At 68.6% G+C, this 18,253-nt stretch carries 18 protein-coding genes and 1 tRNA gene; 15 read left to right on the top strand and 4 right to left on the bottom strand.

Annotated features, from left to right (window positions below):
• Nucleotides 1–29 precede the first annotated feature (29 nt).
• A complete protein-coding gene (locus QM841_RS32715) occupies nucleotides 30–875 on the bottom strand; it encodes an undecaprenyl-diphosphate phosphatase (RefSeq protein WP_043788485.1) in 846 nt (281 codons plus the stop codon).
• A gap of 236 nt (nucleotides 876–1,111) precedes the next feature.
• Here QM841_RS32715 and QM841_RS32720 point away from each other — a divergent pair, with 236 nt between their 5' ends.
• From QM841_RS32720 to QM841_RS32740, 5 genes are all read left to right on the top strand, one after another.
• On the top strand, nucleotides 1,112–2,041 hold the full coding sequence (locus QM841_RS32720) for an aldo/keto reductase (protein WP_280780035.1): 930 nt from the start codon (nucleotides 1,112–1,114) through the stop codon (nucleotides 2,039–2,041).
• 98 nt (nucleotides 2,042–2,139) lie between these two features.
• A complete protein-coding gene (locus QM841_RS32725; RefSeq protein ID WP_283335155.1) occupies nucleotides 2,140–2,826 on the top strand; it encodes a biliverdin-producing heme oxygenase in 687 nt (228 codons plus the stop codon).
• Complete coding sequence (locus tag QM841_RS32730) at nucleotides 2,823–3,863, top strand: heme/hemin ABC transporter substrate-binding protein (protein ID WP_283335156.1); 1,041 nt, start codon at nucleotides 2,823–2,825, stop codon at nucleotides 3,861–3,863. The genes QM841_RS32725 and QM841_RS32730 overlap by 4 nt, the downstream gene beginning before the upstream one ends.
• Nucleotides 3,860–4,933, top strand: a complete 1,074-nt coding sequence (locus QM841_RS32735; protein WP_037229443.1) for a FecCD family ABC transporter permease — start codon at nucleotides 3,860–3,862, stop codon at nucleotides 4,931–4,933. Before QM841_RS32730 ends, QM841_RS32735 begins: the two co-directional genes overlap by 4 nt.
• Nucleotides 4,930–5,808, top strand: coding sequence for a heme ABC transporter ATP-binding protein (locus QM841_RS32740; protein ID WP_283335157.1), 879 nt, complete (start codon nucleotides 4,930–4,932; stop codon nucleotides 5,806–5,808). The genes QM841_RS32735 and QM841_RS32740 overlap by 4 nt, the downstream gene beginning before the upstream one ends.
• Before the next feature lie 10 nt (nucleotides 5,809–5,818).
• On the opposite strand, the gene QM841_RS32745 is transcribed toward QM841_RS32740, so the two are convergent.
• The gene (locus QM841_RS32745; protein WP_005243085.1) at nucleotides 5,819–6,172 is read right to left on the bottom strand and encodes a hypothetical protein; all 354 of its coding nucleotides are present in this window, start codon (nucleotides 6,170–6,172) and stop codon (nucleotides 5,819–5,821) included.
• A 185-nt stretch (nucleotides 6,173–6,357) separates the two neighbouring features.
• On the opposite strand from QM841_RS32745, the gene QM841_RS32750 reads away from it, so the two are divergent.
• The 3 genes from QM841_RS32750 to QM841_RS32760 are packed head-to-tail and all read left to right on the top strand — an operon-like array spanning nucleotide 6,358 to nucleotide 8,689.
• Nucleotides 6,358–7,368, top strand: a complete 1,011-nt coding sequence (locus QM841_RS32750) for an NHL repeat-containing protein (protein ID WP_283335158.1) — start codon at nucleotides 6,358–6,360, stop codon at nucleotides 7,366–7,368.
• Nucleotides 7,369–7,608: a DUF5703 family protein gene (locus tag QM841_RS32755; protein WP_005243088.1), complete on the top strand. Its 240-nt coding sequence runs from the start codon at nucleotides 7,369–7,371 to the stop codon at nucleotides 7,606–7,608.
• Nucleotides 7,609–7,618: 10 nt separating this feature from the next.
• Nucleotides 7,619–8,689, top strand: coding sequence for a quinone-dependent dihydroorotate dehydrogenase (locus tag QM841_RS32760; RefSeq protein WP_283335159.1), 1,071 nt, complete (start codon nucleotides 7,619–7,621; stop codon nucleotides 8,687–8,689).
• Nucleotides 8,690–8,765: 76 nt separating this feature from the next.
• Here the strand turns inward: QM841_RS32760 and QM841_RS32765 are convergent, their stop codons facing one another.
• Together QM841_RS32765 and QM841_RS32770 are read right to left on the bottom strand one after the other, a co-directional pair.
• On the bottom strand, nucleotides 8,766–9,296 hold the full coding sequence (locus QM841_RS32765; protein ID WP_283335160.1) for a YbhB/YbcL family Raf kinase inhibitor-like protein: 531 nt from the start codon (nucleotides 9,294–9,296) through the stop codon (nucleotides 8,766–8,768).
• 34 nt (nucleotides 9,297–9,330) lie between these two features.
• The gene (locus QM841_RS32770; RefSeq protein ID WP_283335161.1) at nucleotides 9,331–10,683 is read right to left on the bottom strand and encodes a M20/M25/M40 family metallo-hydrolase; all 1,353 of its coding nucleotides are present in this window, start codon (nucleotides 10,681–10,683) and stop codon (nucleotides 9,331–9,333) included.
• 111 nt (nucleotides 10,684–10,794) lie between these two features.
• Between QM841_RS32770 and QM841_RS32775 the strand changes: the two genes are divergently transcribed.
• The 7 genes from QM841_RS32775 (at nucleotide 10,795) to QM841_RS32805 (ending at nucleotide 18,236) form a co-directional block, all read left to right on the top strand.
• Nucleotides 10,795–10,880: transfer RNA gene (locus QM841_RS32775), tRNA-Leu, on the top strand.
• 72 nt (nucleotides 10,881–10,952) lie between these two features.
• Nucleotides 10,953–12,407: an SDR family NAD(P)-dependent oxidoreductase gene (locus tag QM841_RS32780; RefSeq protein WP_283335162.1), complete on the top strand. Its 1,455-nt coding sequence runs from the start codon at nucleotides 10,953–10,955 to the stop codon at nucleotides 12,405–12,407.
• Nucleotides 12,408–12,512: 105 nt separating this feature from the next.
• On the top strand, nucleotides 12,513–12,929 hold the full coding sequence (locus QM841_RS32785; protein WP_009473568.1) for a universal stress protein: 417 nt from the start codon (nucleotides 12,513–12,515) through the stop codon (nucleotides 12,927–12,929).
• Nucleotides 12,930–13,005: 76 nt separating this feature from the next.
• Nucleotides 13,006–13,410 (top strand): DUF2784 domain-containing protein, encoded by a 405-nt coding sequence (locus QM841_RS32790; RefSeq protein WP_283335163.1) that lies wholly within the window; start codon nucleotides 13,006–13,008, stop codon nucleotides 13,408–13,410.
• A 35-nt stretch (nucleotides 13,411–13,445) separates the two neighbouring features.
• The gene (locus QM841_RS32795) at nucleotides 13,446–14,690 is read left to right on the top strand and encodes a saccharopine dehydrogenase family protein (RefSeq protein WP_283335164.1); all 1,245 of its coding nucleotides are present in this window, start codon (nucleotides 13,446–13,448) and stop codon (nucleotides 14,688–14,690) included.
• 262 nt (nucleotides 14,691–14,952) lie between these two features.
• Nucleotides 14,953–15,918: a sulfite exporter TauE/SafE family protein gene (locus tag QM841_RS32800; protein ID WP_280780024.1), complete on the top strand. Its 966-nt coding sequence runs from the start codon at nucleotides 14,953–14,955 to the stop codon at nucleotides 15,916–15,918.
• A 134-nt stretch (nucleotides 15,919–16,052) separates the two neighbouring features.
• The gene (locus QM841_RS32805) at nucleotides 16,053–18,236 is read left to right on the top strand and encodes a malate synthase G (protein ID WP_283335165.1); all 2,184 of its coding nucleotides are present in this window, start codon (nucleotides 16,053–16,055) and stop codon (nucleotides 18,234–18,236) included.
• Nucleotides 18,237–18,253 lie beyond the last annotated feature (17 nt).

An 18,253-nucleotide genomic window follows, 5' to 3' on the forward strand; every position in this document is an offset into this window, starting at 1 on the left:
AGTGTCGTGCACTCCCCGGCTGCCCGATCTCAGGTGGCCGACACGACGCCGGTCGCGAGAAGCGACAGGACGATCACGCCGAGGATGATGCGGTAGCCGACGAACCAGTACATCGAGTGGTCGACGACGAAACGGAGCAGCCACGCGATCGACGCGTAGCCGATGGCGAACGCGATCGCGGTGGCGACGAGAAGCTGCGGGCCGCTCGCGTTGAGACCCTCACCGGCCGGTTCGAACGCGTCCGGCAGGCTGAACAGCCCGGACGCGACGACCGCGGGGATCGCGAGGAGGAAGGAGTAGCGCGCCGCGGCTTCACGGGTGAGTCCGAGGAAGAGGCCTGCGCTGATCGTGCCGCCCGACCGCGAGACGCCCGGGATCAGTGCGAGCGCCTGGGCGGAACCCATGATGATGCCGTCCTTGGCACGCAGGTCCTCGACGGGACGCACCTTCCGCCCGTAGTACTCGGCCGCCGCGATGACCAACGCGAACACGATCAGCATGGTGGCGATCAGCCACAGGTTGCGGGCACCGGTGCGGATCTGGTCCTTGAACAGGAACCCGAGCACACCCACCGGGATCGTGCCGATGATCACATACCAGCCCATCCGGTAATCGAGATCACTGCGATGCTCGGGATGGAACAGTCCCCGGAACCATCCGGCGATGATCCGTCCGATGTCGCGGGCGAAGTAGATGAGCACCGCGGCTTCCGTGCCGAGCTGGGTGACGGCGGTGAAGGACGCACCGGCGTCGTCACCGAAGAAGATCTCCGACACGATCCGGAGATGGCCGGACGAGGAGATCGGCAGGAACTCGGTCAATCCCTGGACCGCACCGAGGACAATCGCCTGGAGCCAGGACATCGCCTCGCCCATCACTCACCGGTCCCGAGGTCGAATGTGCCGCTCTGACGCCAATTTCCCATGTCGCGTTCGTAATTCACCGGCGCCACGGTACCGGGGAGGGCGACCTCCGGCAGAATCCGGCGTGGCAGGACCCCCTGCCCCGCGATACCCCACTACTCTGCACCTGTGGTGGCCGGTTCCGGGGGGCACCAGCATCTTCGGGGGTGACGCCGGGGTTGCAGCTACGGTACGAGACGCAGGCGGTTATGGAACAGAGATCGGTCGGAGCAAGCGGGTTGCGAGTGTCACGACTCGGCCTGGGCACGCTCACCTGGGGTCGGGACACGGACGGCGACGAGGCCGCGGCGCAGATCGCGGCGTTCGTCGATGCGGGCGGAACGCTCGTCGACACCTCGCCCGCGTACGGCGACGGTGTGGCGCAGCGGATCCTGGCGGAACTGCTCGACGACGTGGTGCCGCGAACGGAACTCGTCCTGAGCTCGAGTTCCGGGATCAACCCGTCGGGTCCGTCACGAATCGACTGCTCGCGGCGCGGTCTCGTCGCCCAGCTCGACGCCACTCTGCGCGAACTCGGCACCGACTACCTGGACATGTGGCAGGTCGCCACCTGGGATCCGTTCACGCCGGTCGACGAGGTCGCCGCCACACTCGATTTCGCGGTGGCGAGCGGCCGGGTCCGGTACGTCGGGGCGCGGGGTTACCTCGGGTGGCAGCTGGCCACCGCGGCAGGCGCGTCCCGCGGCACCACGCTCGTCGCCACCCAGGTGGAGTACTCGCTGCTCGCCCGGGGAGTCGAGGAAGAACTGGTTCCGGCCGCGGTACATCACGGCATCGGTGTGTTCGCTGCGGTGCCGCTCGCCCGCGGAGTCCTGACCGGCAAATACCGCAACGGCATCCCCGTCGATTCCCGCGGTGCCGACGACGCGCACGCGCAGGACGTCCAGAGTTACCTCGGCGACTCCTCCGTCCGGGTGGTCGACGCGGTCGTGACCGCGGCCGACGGGCTCGGCACGTCCCCGCTGGCCGTCGCGCTCGCGTGGGCGCGCGACCGTCCGGGTGTTGCGAGCGCGGTCGTCGGGGCGAGGGACATCGCACAGCTGACCGGGGTGCTCGTCGCCGAGGAACTGGAGTTGCCCGCCGCGATCGCGGCGGCGCTCGACGACGTCAGCGCCTAGCGTGTGCAGGAGCAGGCAGACATGCACCTGCAGTTCACGTGCAGGGCAGGCTAACCTGGTGCCCACCGGCCGACGCCCGTAGATCTGCAGGAGAGTCCATGACCACGCTGAACGAGGCCGACGCGGCCGATCGCCGAACCGTCGGCTTCGCCGAGCGCATCAAGGCGGGGACGGACGCCGCTCACCGGGAGACGGAGCAGTCCCGCTTCGTCGGGGCCCTCCTCGCCGGTGAACTCACCTCGGACGGCTACGCCGAACTGCTCGCGCAGACGTACCTCGTCTACTGCGAACTCGAGGACGCCGGGCGCACCCACACCGGCAACCCCGTCGCGTCGCCGTTTCTCCACGACGAACTGCTGCGGGTTCCGTCGCTGGAAGCGGATCTCGAGTTCCTGCGCGGGCCGTCGTGGCGCGAGACGGTGGCCGCACTGCCCGCCACCACCCGTTACGTGGAGCGGCTCCGCGAGGTGGCGTACGAGTGGCCCGCCGGTTTCGTTGCGCACCACTACATCCGGTACCTGGGAGACCTGTCCGGCGGGCAGATCATCCGGCGCATGCTCGAACGCGCCTACGGGTACACCACCGACGGCCTGCAGTTCTACATCTTCGACGAGATCCCGAAACCGAAGGTGTTCAAGGACACCTACCGCGCGAAACTCGACGCCGCGCCCCTGACTCCGGCGGACCAGCAGCGGGTGATCGACGAGGTCAACCTCGCCTACCGGCTCAACGGCGACCTGTTCGCCGCCCTCGAAGCGGACATCGACCGGTACCTCGCACGATGAGATCGGTGTTCCGGACCCGCACGGACAGGTCGCTGTTCGCCGTTCTCGTCCTGCTTCTCGTGTCGGCGATAGCGGTGACGGCGTGCACTTCCGGCGCCGGTGACAGCGCCGGCGGCACCGGCGGTGCGCGCACGGCGGTCCTCGACGACCTGAATCCCGAACCCCTCGATTCCCCTGCCACGCCGGTGCTGCCCGTCACGGTCCGCAGTTTCGACGGGGTGGACGTGACGATCACGGACGCGAGCAGGATCGTGACCGCGGACCGCTACGGAACGCTCACCGAGACGGTCTTCGCACTCGGACTCGGCGACAACGTGGTGGGCCGGGACATCGCCTCCGAGTTCCCGGCCGCACAGGACGTGCCGGTGGTGACACCGGGCGGGCAGTCCCTCAACGCCGAGGCCATCCTCGACCTGGCGCCGACGGTGATCCTCACCGACACCAGCATCGGACCGCAGGCCGTGCAGGATCAGCTGCGGGCAGCCGGTGTTCCCGTCGTCTTCTTCGATCCGACGCGGACCCTCGAGGGCGTGCCCGATCAGATCACGGCGGTGGCGAATGCGCTCGGCGTGCCCGAGCAGGGCCGCGAACTCGCGGCCCGCACCGAGAGTGAGATCGCCGCCGCCCGGAGTCGCGCCCCCCAGGGCGACGATCCCCTGAAGATCGCGTTCCTCTATCTGCGCGGCACCGCGATCACCATGATCGGCGGCCCCGGGTCGGGCGCCGACTCGCTGATCGACGCGCTCGGCGCAGTCGACGCCGGCACCGCATCGGGCATCACGCAGCAGTTCGCGCCGATCACCAGCGAGGCTCTGATCGCCGCCGCTCCCGACGTCCTCCTGATGATGACGGGCGGGCTCGAATCGATCGGCGGCATCGAGGGACTCGAGAAGATCCCCGGGGTGGCGCAGACTCCGGCGGGCAAGAACCAGCGCGTCGTCGACATGCAGGACGGGGTGCTGCTCAGCTTCGGCCCCAACACGGGCCGTGTTCTCGGCGCGCTGGCCGACGCCGTCTACCCGACCGCCAATCCATGACCGTCGAAGACCTCCACGCTCCGGGTAAGCCTTCCTCACGCACTCGAACCGGTGCCGTTCTCGGCGGTCTGCTGATCGCCCTTGCTGTCGCCGCCGTCTTCTCGGCCTGCATTGGGCAGGTGCCGACCGGACCCGGAGAGGTTCTCGGCAGCATCCTGCACCGAATCGGACTGGATCTCGGACCGATGCCCGCGCATCCCAGTGGTGAGGTGACGCTGTGGGAGGTTCGGTTCCCGCGCGTGGTCCTCGCCATCCTGGTCGGGGCGGCGCTCGGATGCGCGGGAGCGCTGCTGCAGGGTGTGTTCGCCAACCCGCTCGCCGAACCCGGCGTCATCGGGGTGTCGGCAGGCGCCGCGGTCGGCGCCAGCGCCGCCATCGTGGTCGGCGGCGCGTTCGCGGCCGGGTGGACGGTGGCCGCGGCCGCATTCGTCGCGGGCCTGATCACCACCGTCGCCGTGTACGTCCTCGCCCGGCACGAGGGCCGCACCGAGGTGGTCACCCTCGTCCTCACCGGGGTGGCGGTCAACGCGTTCGCCGGCGGCCTCATCGCCTTCTTCACGTTCGTCGCGTCCCCCGCGGCGCGCGATCAGATCGTGTTCTGGCAACTGGGCAGCCTCAACGGGGCCACCTGGAACGCCGTCGCGGTGGTGGCGCCGATGACCGTCGCCGGGATCGCCGCCACGATGATGATCGCCGGGAAACTCGACCTGCTGTCTCTCGGCGAGAGCGCGGCCCGGCACCTCGGCCTCGACGTCGAGCGACTGCGTCAGATCGCCGTGCTGATCGTCGCCCTGCTCGTCTCGTCCAGCGTGGCCTTCACCGGCATCATCCTGTTCGTCGGCCTGGTGGTCCCGCACCTGATGCGCATCGCCGTCGGGCCGGGCCACCGGGCCCTGATTCCGGCGAGCGCGCTGTGCGGCTCGCTCGTGCTGCTCCTCGCCGACCTGGGCGCCCGGTCCCTCGTGGCGAACGCGGACCTTCCGCTCGGCATGCTGACGGCCCTGGTCGGCGGGCCGTTCTTCTTCTGGTTGTTGCGCCGCACCCGGGCCAGTCAGGGCGGGTGGGCATGAGTCCGGCATTCCACCCGCTCCGCACCCGGGTCGGCGAGGCCATCGAGCAGAGCCTGTTCCGACGGACCGACCCGGTGCCCCCGCCGCGCTCCTCGGGGGCCGTGACGCTGCGGGCGGACGGCATCGCCGTCACCCGCGGGGGCAGGCCCGTGCTCGACGACGTGTCCGTGGACGTGCGGATCGGCGAGGTCCTCGTTCTCGTCGGCCCCAACGGGGCAGGCAAGTCGACCCTCCTCGCGGCGCTGTCGGGCGATCAGGACGTGCACACGGGAACCGTGCACCTCGACGACCGGGACCTCGGCGAGTGGACGGCGCTCGAGATGGCCCAGCGCCGGGCGGTCCTTCCCCAGCAGAACACGGTCGGATTCTCGTTCACCGCACGTCAGGTGATCACGATGGGCCGCTCACCGTGGGCGCGCACCCCCCGCTCCGACGACGACGCCGCCGCGATCGCCGAGGCCATGCGGATCTGCGACGTCGTGGCATTCGCCGACCGGCCGTTCACCGCGCTGTCGGGTGGCGAACGTGCCCGGGTGGCCCTGGCGCGGGTGCTGGCGCAGCGCACCGAGACGATCCTGCTCGACGAGCCCACCGCCGCCCTCGACCTCGGGCACCAGGAGACCGTGATGCGTCTCGCCCGCTCCCGCGCGGAGCAGGGTACCGCGGTGGTGGTCGTCCTCCACGACCTCGCGCTCGCCGCCGCATATGCGGACCGGATCGTGGTCCTCGAGCAGGGACGTGTCGCCGCCGACGGCCCGCCCGCCGACGTTCTGTCCGAGGCATTGCTGACCCGGGTGTACGGGCACCCCGTCGAGGTCATCGAGCACCCGGTGACCGGTGCGACCCTCGTCCTCCCCCGCCGCGACCGGCGCTAGACCGCGGGGTTCACAGCCCGTCGATGACCGCCCCGAGACGGCTGAGGACCGCACGGACGGTGATCCCGTCCTCCGGCCCTGCCACGTGGGAATCGGGATCGGACACGGCATCTCTCACGACGGCGACGATGCTGCGTTCATCGGTCAGGTCGATCTCCCGCACCGAGCGCCGCGCCGACGCGACGATGTCGTCCGGAGCCGGGACCTCGGTTTCCACGTCGGCGCGGTAGACCTCGACGTGCATCGTGCTCTTGCGCACCCGGAATGCGTAGGAGTTACCTTCTGCGGTCCGGCCGAAGCCGTGTGCGTGCGGTCCTACCGAGATGTCTTCGACGGTGAACGTCGGTGTTTCGGGTATTTCCACGGTCTTCTCCTCGATGACCTGGGCCGGCGATCGGGAGACCGCCGGGCGCGGGGTCGATGTTTCTCACGGTATCGCCTCGGCACCCGCTCGGCACCGACCGCATTTCGTGGGCGTTTCGCGGATCAGGGATGCTTGTGGGCAGTTGTACAGGTGTAGGTCGATGAGAGAACCCCGAGGAGCAGCACATGGGTAGACCGGGAGCGCGCGTCGTCGCCTCGTGTATCGGAGTGGCATTTCTACTGGTCACGGGCTGTTCGTCGAACTCCGACGAGGATCAGGCGATCACGATCGCGCCCGCGAGTGCCGCGCAGTCCCCGGCCCAGAACACCACGCCTGCCGGTGTCGTCCACCCTGTCGGCGTGCCGATCGAGTCCACCACATTCGACCCCGAGACCCGCACGACCGTCGTGCTGGGAGGCGAAGGCAACCAGGTCCTGCTGTTCCCGGCGGGGGATTTCACGGCGCCTCCGCGGGTGATTCCGCTGGACGACACCGTCGCCCAGGTCTCCCTTGCCCCCGGTGGTGTGGCGCTACTCGCCATGAACACCCAGGTAGGACGCCTGGACCTGCGGACGGGTGAGGTGACGTTCGTCCCCGCCGACGGCGACGTCCGGTCGGTCGCCCAACTGCCCGACGGGCGGCTGGCGATGGGCCTGGGCAATGGCGAGATTCACATCGTGAACACCGAGACGAACGAGTCACAGGTGATCGGCGGTCTCACGTCTGTCGACGGACTTGCCGTCGTCGGCGACTCGCTCACCGCTCTCGATCGTGGTCAGACGTCCGTCACCGCCATCGACGTCCCCGCTGCCGCGCTCGGTGTCGCGCTGCGCGCCGGGGAAGGCGCGACTCAACTCACGACCGATCATTACGGCCGAATCCTCGTCACCGACACCACCGGCGACGAACTGCTCGCCTACACCACCGACACACTGATGCTCCGTCAGCGGTTCCCCGCCGGGCTCGCTCCGTACGCCGTCGCCTACGACGACACCGCCGACCGCGCGTGGGTCACGCTGACCGAGACCAACGAAGTGGTCGGATTCGACCTGTCGAGTGGTGTCGGCGTGGAAACGGCGCGGTATCCCACCGTCCGGCAGCCGAACTCTGTCACTGTGGATACCGTGAACGGTGACCTCCTGATCGGTTCCGCGACGGGAGACGGCCTACAGCAGATCCCGACGAGGAGTTCGTAGATGGCATCGCATTCACGTCGACTCCCCTCCGGGTGGGAGATCGAATCCGAGGACTTCGAGTACGTGCCGCTTCGGCTGCCACCCGACGTCACCCGCATCAGCGCTTCGATGAGGTTGGCCATCCAGGCGGAATTCGGTGGCTGGGAGCTGTCCCGAGTCCGCCTGTACTCCGACGGAAGCCGCCGTGTGCTGCTCAAACGAAGGAAGACCGCTCACCATGTCCCCGACCCCGCAATCTAGGGAGACCTCCTTGTACCACCTGCTGTTACGGGTGATGTTCCGCGTTCCGCCGGAGCGGATCCATCACCTGGCCTTCGCCGCGATGCGCCTGGTCACGCGGTTCTCGCCGCTGCGCCAGCTCGTCGGCAAGGTTCTCGTCGTGGACGATCCGGTACTGCGGAACACCGTGTTCGGACTCGACTTCCCGGCGCCGCTCGGACTCGCCGCCGGGTTCGACAAGGATGCGACCGGCGTCGACGCGTGGGGCCCCCTCGGCTTCGGTTTCGCCGAGGTGGGCACCGTCACCGCCCAGGCCCAGCCCGGCAACCCGTCTCCCCGCCTGTTCCGGCTGCCCGCGGACCGCGCCCTGATCAACCGGATGGGTTTCAACAATCACGGTGCAGGCAATGCCGCCAATCATCTCCGTCAGCGCCGGGCCGGTGTGCCGATCGGCGCGAACATCGGCAAGACCAAGATCGTCGACGCCGCGGACGCCCCGGCCGATTACACGGCGAGCGCGCAACTGCTCGGTCCGCTGGCCGATTTCATGGTGGTCAACGTCAGCTCCCCGAACACCCCGGGACTGCGGGACCTGCAGGCCGTCGAATCTCTCCGACCTCTCCTGCGTGCCGTTCTCGACTGCGTGACCGTCCCGGTTCTGGTGAAGATCGCACCCGACCTGTCCGACGACGACGTCGACGCGGTCGCGGATCTCGCGCTCGAACTCGGCCTGGCGGGCATCGTCGCGACCAACACGACGATCCGCCGAGACGGGCTGAACACCCCGGACGACGCGGTGGCGGCGATCGGCGCGGGCGGGTTGTCGGGACCTCCGGTCGCCGAACGATCCCTCGAGGTCCTCCGCCGCCTGCACGCGCGGGTGGGTGATCGCCTGGTGCTGATCTCCGTCGGCGGCATCGAGACCGTCGACCAGGCGTGGGAGAGGATCCTGGCCGGGGCGTCCCTCGTGCAGGGTTACACCGGATTCATCTACGGTGGGCCGTTCTGGGCACGCCGCATCCACAAGGGGCTGGCCCGGAAGGTGCGCGAGGCCGGCTACTCCTCCGTCGCCGATGCGGTCGGCGCAGGCGCCGTGCGCTGACACCGACCGCACACAGACAGGTGGCCGGCGAATCCGAGGATTCGCCGGCCACCTAAGTCTTTCCGGAGCTACCGGGCTACTGCTCGTACGTCCCCTGGATCTTCGCGCGAGCGATCGCATGCGAGAACAGGTTGAAACCCAGGAACGCCGGCGTCGAATCGGCCGTGACCCCGTCGAGGGTCTCCACGTCGAGCGCGTGGACCACGAAGATGTAGCGGTGCGGACCGTGTCCTTCCGGCGGTGCCGCACCGAGGAAGCGACGCAATCCGGCGTCGTTCTTCAGCGTGATCGCACCGCTCGGCAGCCCGGTTCCGTCGTCGTCGCCTGCACCGCTCACCAGCGTGGTCGTGACGGCCGGAATGTTGGCAACAGCCCAGTGCCAGAATCCGGACGCCGTCGGCGCGTCGGGGTCGTACACCGTCACCGCGAAGCTCTTGGTCTCGGCGGGGAATCCCGACCACGACAGCTGCGGTGAGTTGTCGTAGCCGCCGGCGCCGAAGATTCCGCTGACCTGTTCCTTGTTCAGCGGCTGCCCGTCGGTGACGTCGGTGGAGGTCAGCTCGAAACTCGGCAGGTCGGGAAGTGCCTCGTACGGGTCGTGTGACATGCGTTTCCTCTCGTGTCGCGTATCGGTTCTCGGATCAGCTGTGGAGCAGAAAATGTTCCAGCACGCGTGTACCGAACAGTAGTGCGTCGACCGGTACCCGTTCGTCGACACCGTGGAACAGCGCGCTGAAATCCAGGTCGGCGGGCAGCTGCAGCGGAGCGAACCCGAAGCACCGGACGCCGAGCTTCGCGAACGCCTTGGCGTCGGTTCCACCCGACAGCATGTAGGGCACGGTCCGGGCACCGGGATCGTGCGCGAGGATCGCGTCGTTCATGGCGTCGACCAGATGCCCGTCGAACGTCGTCTCGTAGGAATCGAGTTTCGTGATCCATTCACGCTGGACGTCCGGCCCGATGAGCTCGTCGACCGTCGCCTCGAACTCGGCCTGCCTGCCGGGCAGGATCCGGCAGTCGACGACGGCCTCCGCGGTCTGCGGGATGACGTTGGCCTTGTAGCCGGCAGAGAGCATGGTCGGGTTCGCGGTGTCGCGCAGGGTGGCACCGATGATGTTGGCGATGGTGCCGAGTTTCGCGAGGGTGCCGTCGAGGTCGGGCGACTTCGGGTCGAAGTCGAGTCCGGTCTCCTCACCCGCCGCTGCGAGGAATTCGGCCACCGAATCGGAGATGACCAACGGGAAGGTGTGCGCACCCAGCCGGGCGACTGCCTGCGCCAGGATGGTGACGGCGTTGTCGGTGTGCAGGAACGAACCGTGCCCGGCCCGGCCCTTGGCCGTCAGCCGCATCCATCCGAGGCCCTTCTCGGCGGTCTCGACGAGATAGAGCCTGCGGTCGGTGCCGTCCGGTCGCGGAACGGTCAGGGAGAAACCACCGACCTCACCGACCGCTTCCGTCACACCCTCGAACAGGTCAGGGCGATTCTCGACCAGCCACTGGCAGCCGTACTTGCCACCGGCCTCTTCGTCGGCGACGAAGGCGAACACGAGATCGCGGGGAGGAACGATTCCCTCGGCCTTGAACTGGCGGGCCACCGCCAGGATCATCCCGACCATGTCCTTCATGTCGACGGCGCCGCGACCCCACACGTATCCGTCCTCGACGGCTCCGGAGAACGGGTGGACGCGCCAGTCCGCCGGCTCGGCGGGAACGACGTCGAGGTGGCCGTGCAGCATGAGGGCGCCGCGGTCGGGGTTCGACCCCTTCAGCCGCGCGAATACGTTGCCGCGGCCCGGTGCACCCGACTCCACGTACTCGGTCTCGTAACCCACTTCCTGCAGCTGGGCCGCCACCCACTCCGCACACTCGCGTTCGCCCTTCGTCGTGGCGAGCTCTCCGGTGTTGGACGTGTCGAAGCGGATCAGTGAACTGACGAGATCCACGACTTCGGCATCGGCGCGACCCTGGCCTGGGGTTTCCTGTGTAGTTGGCACTCCACTTTCCTACCACCGCAGCAGCGGAAACGCTCAGGTGAGAGGGGCGATTTGGGCCGTGGCGGTTCATCGGTTAATCTTTTGCAGCACCCAGGAAATGGGGGCAAGCAAGTCCGAGTGGCGGAATGGCAGACGCGCTAGCTTGAGGTGCTAGTGTCCTATTAACGGACGTGGGGGTTCAAGTCCCCCCTCGGACACTCTGAGTTGAGACAGACGAAAAGGCCCCGGTTCATCGAACCGGGGCCTTCTTCGTGAGAGGGCGAAGTTCGATGGGTGAAACAACGACGACGATCGATCCGTCGGAGCTCGAGATCTGCTTGAAGGTTCTCGATCAGGCGGCGGAACTCGACGACGCGGATCCCGATTCCGTCACGGTCCAGCGCGCCGTCGGTCACCTCTTCAAGAAGTTGAAGAAGCGCAGGCGGATCGCGGCCCGCGACGCCGTCTCCGAGGCCGACCGTCAGGTCGTCGCCGCGACCGCCACGGGTTCCCCCGATCGGATCGACGACGAGACCGCAGGCATCCCCCTCACGTCGAACGCCGACGGGGCGTCCGCGGGCACCCTGATCCGGCCCCGCCCGTGCTACATCTGCAAGCAGCGGTACACCCGGGTCGACGCCTTCTACCACCAGCTGTGCCCCGACTGCGCGGCGAAGAGCCGCGCCAAGCGGGACGCGCGCGCCGACCTCACCGGACGCCGGGCGCTGCTGACCGGCGGCCGCGCCAAGATCGGCATGTACATCGCGCTGCGGTTGCTCCGCGACGGAGCCCACACGACGATCACGACACGCTTCCCCAACGACGCCATCCGCCGGTTCAAGGCGATGGAGGACAGCAGCGAGTGGATCCACCGGCTGCGCGTCGTCGGTATCGATCTGCGCGACCCGGCGCAGGTCGTCGCGCTGGCCGACTCCGTTGCCGCGCAGGGCCCGCTGGACATCCTGATCAACAACGCCGCGCAGACGGTGCGACGCTCGCCCGGCGCCTACAGCGCGCTCGCGGATGCCGAGTCCGGTGCCCTTCCCTCCGGCGACCTGCCCGACGTCCTGACGTTCGGCAAGACGAGCGACGCCCACCCGGCGGCACTCGCCGGTTCACTGTCCGACGTGTCCGCGATGGCGGGCGCCGCACTGTCCCCCGACGCGGTGAGTTCGCTCGCCCTGGTCGCGAAGTCGGCATCCCCCGATCGCATCGACAAGGGTCTGGCGATCGACGCCGGCGGACTCCTGCCCGACCTCGCGCACACGAACAGCTGGGTCCAGACGGTCGAGGAAGTCGACCCGATCGAGCTGCTCGAGGTGCAGTTGTGCAACTCGGTCGCCCCGTTCATCCTCGTGTCCCGGCTGCGCCCCGCGATGGCGGCGGCAGGCGCCCGCCGCAAGTACGTGGTGAACGTCTCCGCGATGGAGGGCCAGTTCAGCCGCGCCTACAAGGGTCCGGGGCATCCGCACACCAACATGGCGAAGGCCGCGCTGAACATGCTCACCCGCACCAGCGCCAAGGAGATGCTCGAGGACGGCATCCTCATGACCGCGGTGGACACCGGGTGGATCACCGACGAGCGGCCGCATTACACCAAGATGCGCCTGGCCGACGAGGGTTTCCACGCCCCCCTCGACCTCGTCGACGGCGCCGCCCGCGTCTACGACCCGATCGTCCAGGGCGAGCAGGGCGTCGATCTGCACGGCTGCTTCCTGAAGGACTACGAGCCCTCACCCTGGTGATCGAACACCGCTCGGATCCGCCTACGAGAGCATCGACACAGCCGGAGCACTCTCCGGCACGGGGATAATAGGGGTCGTACCGATACCTGCAAATGGAGGCGCTTCATGGCGATAGCCGTTGTCCACCGAGACAGCCCGGAAGGCCGGGCGGCCATCGTCCACGCCGCCCGCGAGGCTGTGCAACGACGGGAACAGCTGCTCGTCCTCCACGTCCTCGACGACGACCCCGGGCAGGACGCCGAGTCCGACCGGTCCGCCTTGCGCGCCGAGATCCAGGCGACGCTCGAGGGCGGCGGGGTCGGCGAGTCGTCGTGGGAACTGCGCACCAACGAACACGACGGAGATCAGGTGAGTGCACTGTGCGCGCTGGTCGACAGCAGCGGTGCGGATCTGCTCGTCGTGGGTACCCGGCGCATGTCCCCGATCGGCAAGTTCCTCCTGGAACGGTGGCTGCAGCGCCTCCTGCTCGAGGTCGACATTCCGATCCTGGTGGTCAAGGAAGACGTGCGCGGCACCGCCTGAGCCCGTTACCCGGCGGACCCGGCCGGGCGACGCCTACGATGGCGTAGGGGGAACTTCGGATGTCAGGGGTGCATCGATGGGGAACGTCTTCTTCGAGGTCGTCGCCGACGCCACTGCCGTCGCGCACCTGATCTTCATCCTCTACGTCGTGTGCGGCGGGTTTCTCGCCTGGCACTGGCCGCGCACCATCGCCCTCCACCTCGCCGCGGTGGCCTGGGGATTCACCGGCCTCCTCGTCGGCATCGACTGTCCGCTGACACATGTGGAGAGCTGGGCCCGGGTCCGCGCCGGGCAGGACCCACTCCCCTCGTCCGGGTTCATCTCCCACTACCTCACCGGGGTTGTCTACCCGGAATCCGCCGCGGGAGCGATCCAAACTCTCGTCGCGCTCGGTGTCGTCACCTCGTGGGTCGGCTACGTCGTCCTGCGGCTCCGCACCCGGATACCCCTCGCACCCACCCACCCCGGTACCGGAGTCTGAGCTCCCGCTTCCCTACCGCCGAGTAGGGTCGTGCCATGACAGACAGCGCACGTGAATTGGATCTCGTCGTCTACGGGGCCACCGGCTTCGTCGGCACACTTCTCGCCAACTATCTCGCACAGCACGCCCCGGACGGCGTGCGGATCGCGCTCGCGGGGCGGACAGCCGCCAAACTCGAAGCGGTGCGGTCCTCGCTCGGTCCGCGCGCGGCGCAGTGGCCCCTCATCGTCGCGAACTCCGACGACGCCCCGTCGCTCGCAGCCCTGGCGGGACGCACCCGGGTGGTCGCGACGACGGTCGGGCCGTACGCCAAGTACGGACACGCCCTCGCGTCGGCGTGCGCCGAGGCGGGCACCGACTACGTCGACCTCACCGGAGAGGTGCTGTTCGCCCGCGAGAGCATCGACGCCAACCACGATCGGGCCCGCGAGACCGGCGCCCGGATCGTCCACTCCTGCGGGTTCGACTCCATTCCGTCCGACCTCGGGGTGCACGTCCTGCACGAGAAGGTCCGGGAGGACGGCGCCGGCGAACTCACCGACACCACCCTGGTGGTCACGTCCGTGCGCGGCGGCGTCAGCGGCGGCACGATCGATTCGCTGCGCACGCAGGTGGACGTGTCGAAGAAGAATCCGGCGTCGCGGCGTCTCGCGGCTTCGCCGTATTCGCTGAGCCCCGACCGCTCGAAGGAACCGGACCTCGGCAAGCAGTCCGACATGAGCGTGGTCAACGGCGAGGACATCGCACCCGGCCTGAATGGGTGGAAGGCCCCCTTCTTCATGGGCCCCTACAACACCCGGGTCGTGCGGCGCAGTAACGCGCTCCGCGACTGGGCCTACGGTCGCGAATTCAAGTACCGCGAGGTCATGAACGTCGGAAGCTCCCCGATCACACCGGTGATCGCGGGTGCGGTGGCGGCCGGCCTCGGCGGGTTGATCGTCGGAATGGCCCTCCCGCCCACCCGGTACGTCCTCGACCGCGTTCTGCCCTCACCGGGCGACGGCCCCAGCGAAGAGGCGCAGAGCAAGGGCCACTTCACCATCGACGTGTACACGACCACCACCACGGGCGCGCGCTACACGTCGCGGGTGAAGGCGAAGGGCGACCCCGGATACAGCGCCACCGCGGTGATGCTCGGCGAATCCGCGCTGAGCCTCGTCCTCGGCGGCGATGCACTGCCGGATTCGGCCGGCGTCCTCACCCCCGCGACGGCACTCGGCGACGTCCTGGTGACACGGCTGCGCGACGCGGGCTTCGAGATCTCTGCGCGAAAACTGTGAGCGGTTGGGCGCGTGTGAAGATGACACGCGCCCACCCCTCCAGCTAGTGTCGAGCCTTGTGCGCGGACGGCTGCGCACGCGACGAGAGATGTGGGAGTCCGAGTGAACGGCACGAGCGCGCAGGCAGGCCCCGCGGCCTCGCTCGCCCTCATGCCCTTCTGGCCCTCCCGCCGAGGCCATGCCTTCGACCAGGGATGTTGCTGACCAGCCTGCTCGCTGGTCTTTGCTGCCCTGACGGTTCGCTCTCTCGGTCGGAGTCTCGATGTTCAAGCTCTTGATTTTCACGCTGGTCGGCGTGGGTGCCCAGCTGGTCGACGGCGCTCTCGGCATGGCCTTCGGCGTGACTGCGACCACCCTGCTCGTGTTCAGCGGCGTCGGACCGGCACACGCCAGCGCAGCAGTGCATTTCGCCGAGGTCGGCACCACGCTCGCCTCCGGCGCGTCGCACTGGCGGTTCCGCAACATCGACTGGGCCCTCGTACTGCGCCTGGGTGTCCCCGGCGCCATCGGCGCGTTCCTCGGTGCGACGGTGCTGTCCCAGTTGTCGACGGCCGCCGCCGTCCCCGTGACGTCGACGATCCTGCTGGCGATCGGTGTGTACGTCCTGCTCCGCTTCTCGATCCGCCCTCCCGCCGTCAACGACGCCCGGACGTCGCCGCACACGGCGAAGTTCCTGTCACCGCTCGGCCTGTTCGGTGGATTCATCGACGCGAGCGGCGGCGGCGGCTGGGGGCCGATCACCACCAGCACGCTGCTCTCGCGCGGCAAGACCGCACCGCGCACCGTCATCGGTTCGGTCAGCGCGTCGGAGTTCCTGGTGTCCGCCGCGGCCAGCATCGGGTTCATCTTCGGTCTCGGCAGCGACTTCTTCGACAACATCCCCATCATCGCGGGGCTGGCTCTCGGCGGCATCATCGCCGCACCGCTCGCCGCCTGGCTCGTCAGCCGGGTGCCCGCGACCCTTCTGGGAACCGGTGTCGGCGGCATCATCATCATCACCAACGCGCAGAAGCTGTTCAAGACGTTCGACGTCGCCGGCGTCGCCGCCACCCTCGGGTACCTCGCTCTCGTTGCGGTGTGGGCCGGACTGCTGGTCGTCGCCTGGCGTCGTTCGCGTCTCAGCGCGGCAGAGGCCGCAGGCGATCTGCACCGGATCGACGCCGAGAACGACACGCCCGTCGAGTCGGAGGCCCCGTCTCTGGAGCCGTCCACCGGCGAGAAGGCCTGACCTCACTTCCCGCCCTCACCTCGGGGCACACCTCCGCAGGGCATCCGGCCCACCGCATCCTTACCAGCGGGTAACATTGGCTGCGGTTCATGGCACCCGTCCGGTGCTCCAAGTGCGGAACAGTGAGGCATTTCATGACTGAGCGTGTTGAGGTCGGCGGTCTGCAGGTCGCGAAGGTGCTCTACGACTTCGTGAACGAGGAGGCGCTGCCGGGGACCGGGGTGGACGCCGACGGGTTCTGGTCGGGTGCGGCCAAGGTGATCGACGAGCTGGCGCCGAAGAACAAGGCCCTGCTGTCCACCCGCGACGACCTGCAGGCCCGGATCGACGGCTGGCACCGCGACCGGGCCGGTACCGTGATCGACCCGGCCGAGTACAAGGCGTTCCTGACCGAGATCGGGTACCTGGTGCCCGAACCGGCCCCGTTCGAGGTGTCCACGGCGAACGTGGACACCGAGATCACCTCGACCGCCGGCCCGCAGCTGGTGGTCCCGGTCCTCAACGCCCGCTTCGCGCTGAACGCCTCCAACGCGAGGTGGGGGTCGTTGTACGACGCCCTGTACGGCACCAACGCCATCCCCGACGACGGCGGCGCGGAGGCCGGTGCCTCCTACAACAAGGTCCGCGGCGACAAGGTCATCGCCTGGGCCCGCACCTTCCTCGACACCGCCGCCCCCCTGACGACCGGGTCGCACGCCGACGCCGCCCGCTACACCGTCGACGGCACCACCCTGACCGTGCAGCTCGCCGACGGCACCATCAGCGGGCTCGCGGAGCCGGGCAAGTTCGTCGGCTACCTCGGCGACCCGGCCGCCCCGACCAGTGTGCTGCTGCGCAATCACGGGTTGCACGCGGAAATCCAGATCGACCCCACCTCCCCGATCGGGTCCACCGACGCGGCCGGGGTCAAGGATGTGGTGCTCGAGTCCGCGGTCACCACCATCATGGACTTCGAGGACTCCGTCGCCGCCGTCGACGCCGACGACAAGGTGATCGGCTACCGCAACTGGCTGGGCCTCAACCGCGGCGACCTGACCGAGGAGATGACCAAGGGCGGCAAAAGTTTCACCCGCCGCCTCAACGGCGACCGCACCTACACCGCCGCGGACGGGTCCGAGCTCACCCTGCACGGGCGGTCGCTGCTGTTCGTCCGCAACGTCGGGCATCTGATGACCACCCCGGCGATCCTGCACGGCGACGGCACCGAAATCCCCGAGGGCATCCTCGACGCCCTGATCACCTCCCTGTGCGCCGTCCACGGACTCAGCACGGGCGATCAGACGGGGCCGTTGGTCAACTCCCGCACCGGGTCGATCTACATCGTCAAACCCAAACAGCACGGCCCCGACGAGGTCGCGTTCACCACCGAACTGTTCGGCCGCGTCGAGCAGGTGTTGGGGCTGCCCGCCAACACCCTCAAGGTCGGCATCATGGACGAGGAACGCCGCACCACCGTCAACCTCGCCGCCTGCATCAACGAAGCCCGTGAGCGGGTGGTGTTCATCAACACCGGGTTCCTCGACCGCACCGGCGACGAGATCCACACCTCGATGGAGGCCGGGCCGATGATCCGCAAGGCCGAGATGAAGAAGCAGACCTGGATCACCGCCTACGAGGACTGGAACGTCGACACCGGTCTGGCCTGCGGGTTGCAGGGCAAAGCGCAGATCGGCAAGGGCATGTGGGCGATGACCGAGCTGATGGCCGAGATGCTCGAGCAGAAGATCGGCCACCCCAAGGCCGGCGCGAACACCGCATGGGTGCCGTCCCCGACCGGGGCCACCCTGCACGCCACCCACTACCACCAGGTCGACGTCGTCGCCGTCCAAAACCAGCTGACGGGGACCCGGCGGGCCACCCTCGACGAGATCCTCACCATCCCCCTCGCCCCGAACACCGACTGGTCCGAGGCCGAGAAGCAGGAAGAACTCGACAACAACTGCCAGTCCATCCTCGGGTACGTGGTCCGCTGGATCGACGCCGGCGTCGGCTGCTCCAAGGTCCCCGACATCCACGACGTCGCCCTGATGGAAGACCGCGCCACCCTCCGCATCTCCTCCCAGCTGCTGGCGAACTGGATCCGGCACGCAGTGGTCACCGCCGACCAGGTCGTGCAGTCGCTGCAACGGATGGCCCCGGTCGTGGACCGGCAGAACCAGAACGACCCCACCTACCGGCCGCTGGCCCCCGACTTCGACACCAACATCGCCTTCCAGGCCGCGAAGGAACTGATCCTCGACGGCACCAAGCAGCCGTCGGGCTACACCGAACCGATCCTGCACCGCCGCCGCCGCGAATACAAAGCAGCCAACGCCTGACCGGTCGCCCCCCACGT

The sequence above is a fragment of the Rhodococcus sp. IEGM 1307 genome, assembly GCF_030056915.1.
GTDB lineage: Bacteria > Actinomycetota > Actinomycetes > Mycobacteriales > Mycobacteriaceae > Rhodococcus_F > Rhodococcus_F opacus_D.

What these genes read in the sequence shown, in the direction of transcription:
- QM841_RS32735 (WP_037229443.1), top strand. Translation starts at nt 3,860, where the DNA reads ATGACCGTCGAAGACCTCCACGCTCCGGGTAAGCCTTCCTCACGCACT.
- QM841_RS32780 (WP_283335162.1), top strand. Translation starts at nt 10,953, where the DNA reads ATGGGTGAAACAACGACGACGATCGATCCGTCGGAGCTCGAGATCTGC.
- QM841_RS32740 (WP_283335157.1), top strand. Translation starts at nt 4,930, where the DNA reads ATGAGTCCGGCATTCCACCCGCTCCGCACCCGGGTCGGCGAGGCCATC.
- QM841_RS32765 (WP_283335160.1), bottom strand. Translation starts at nt 9,296, where the DNA reads ATGTCACACGACCCGTACGAGGCACTTCCCGACCTGCCGAGTTTCGAG.
- QM841_RS32785 (WP_009473568.1), top strand. Translation starts at nt 12,513, where the DNA reads ATGGCGATAGCCGTTGTCCACCGAGACAGCCCGGAAGGCCGGGCGGCC.
- QM841_RS32750 (WP_283335158.1), top strand. Translation starts at nt 6,358, where the DNA reads ATGGGTAGACCGGGAGCGCGCGTCGTCGCCTCGTGTATCGGAGTGGCA.
- QM841_RS32805 (WP_283335165.1), top strand. Translation starts at nt 16,053, where the DNA reads ATGACTGAGCGTGTTGAGGTCGGCGGTCTGCAGGTCGCGAAGGTGCTC.
- QM841_RS32730 (WP_283335156.1), top strand. Translation starts at nt 2,823, where the DNA reads ATGAGATCGGTGTTCCGGACCCGCACGGACAGGTCGCTGTTCGCCGTT.
- QM841_RS32755 (WP_005243088.1), top strand. Translation starts at nt 7,369, where the DNA reads ATGGCATCGCATTCACGTCGACTCCCCTCCGGGTGGGAGATCGAATCC.
- QM841_RS32795 (WP_283335164.1), top strand. Translation starts at nt 13,446, where the DNA reads ATGACAGACAGCGCACGTGAATTGGATCTCGTCGTCTACGGGGCCACC.
- QM841_RS32790 (WP_283335163.1), top strand. Translation starts at nt 13,006, where the DNA reads ATGGGGAACGTCTTCTTCGAGGTCGTCGCCGACGCCACTGCCGTCGCG.
- QM841_RS32715 (WP_043788485.1), bottom strand. Translation starts at nt 875, where the DNA reads ATGGGCGAGGCGATGTCCTGGCTCCAGGCGATTGTCCTCGGTGCGGTC.
- QM841_RS32725 (WP_283335155.1), top strand. Translation starts at nt 2,140, where the DNA reads ATGACCACGCTGAACGAGGCCGACGCGGCCGATCGCCGAACCGTCGGC.
- QM841_RS32720 (WP_280780035.1), top strand. Translation starts at nt 1,112, where the DNA reads ATGGAACAGAGATCGGTCGGAGCAAGCGGGTTGCGAGTGTCACGACTC.
- QM841_RS32800 (WP_280780024.1), top strand. Translation starts at nt 14,953, where the DNA reads ATGTTCAAGCTCTTGATTTTCACGCTGGTCGGCGTGGGTGCCCAGCTG.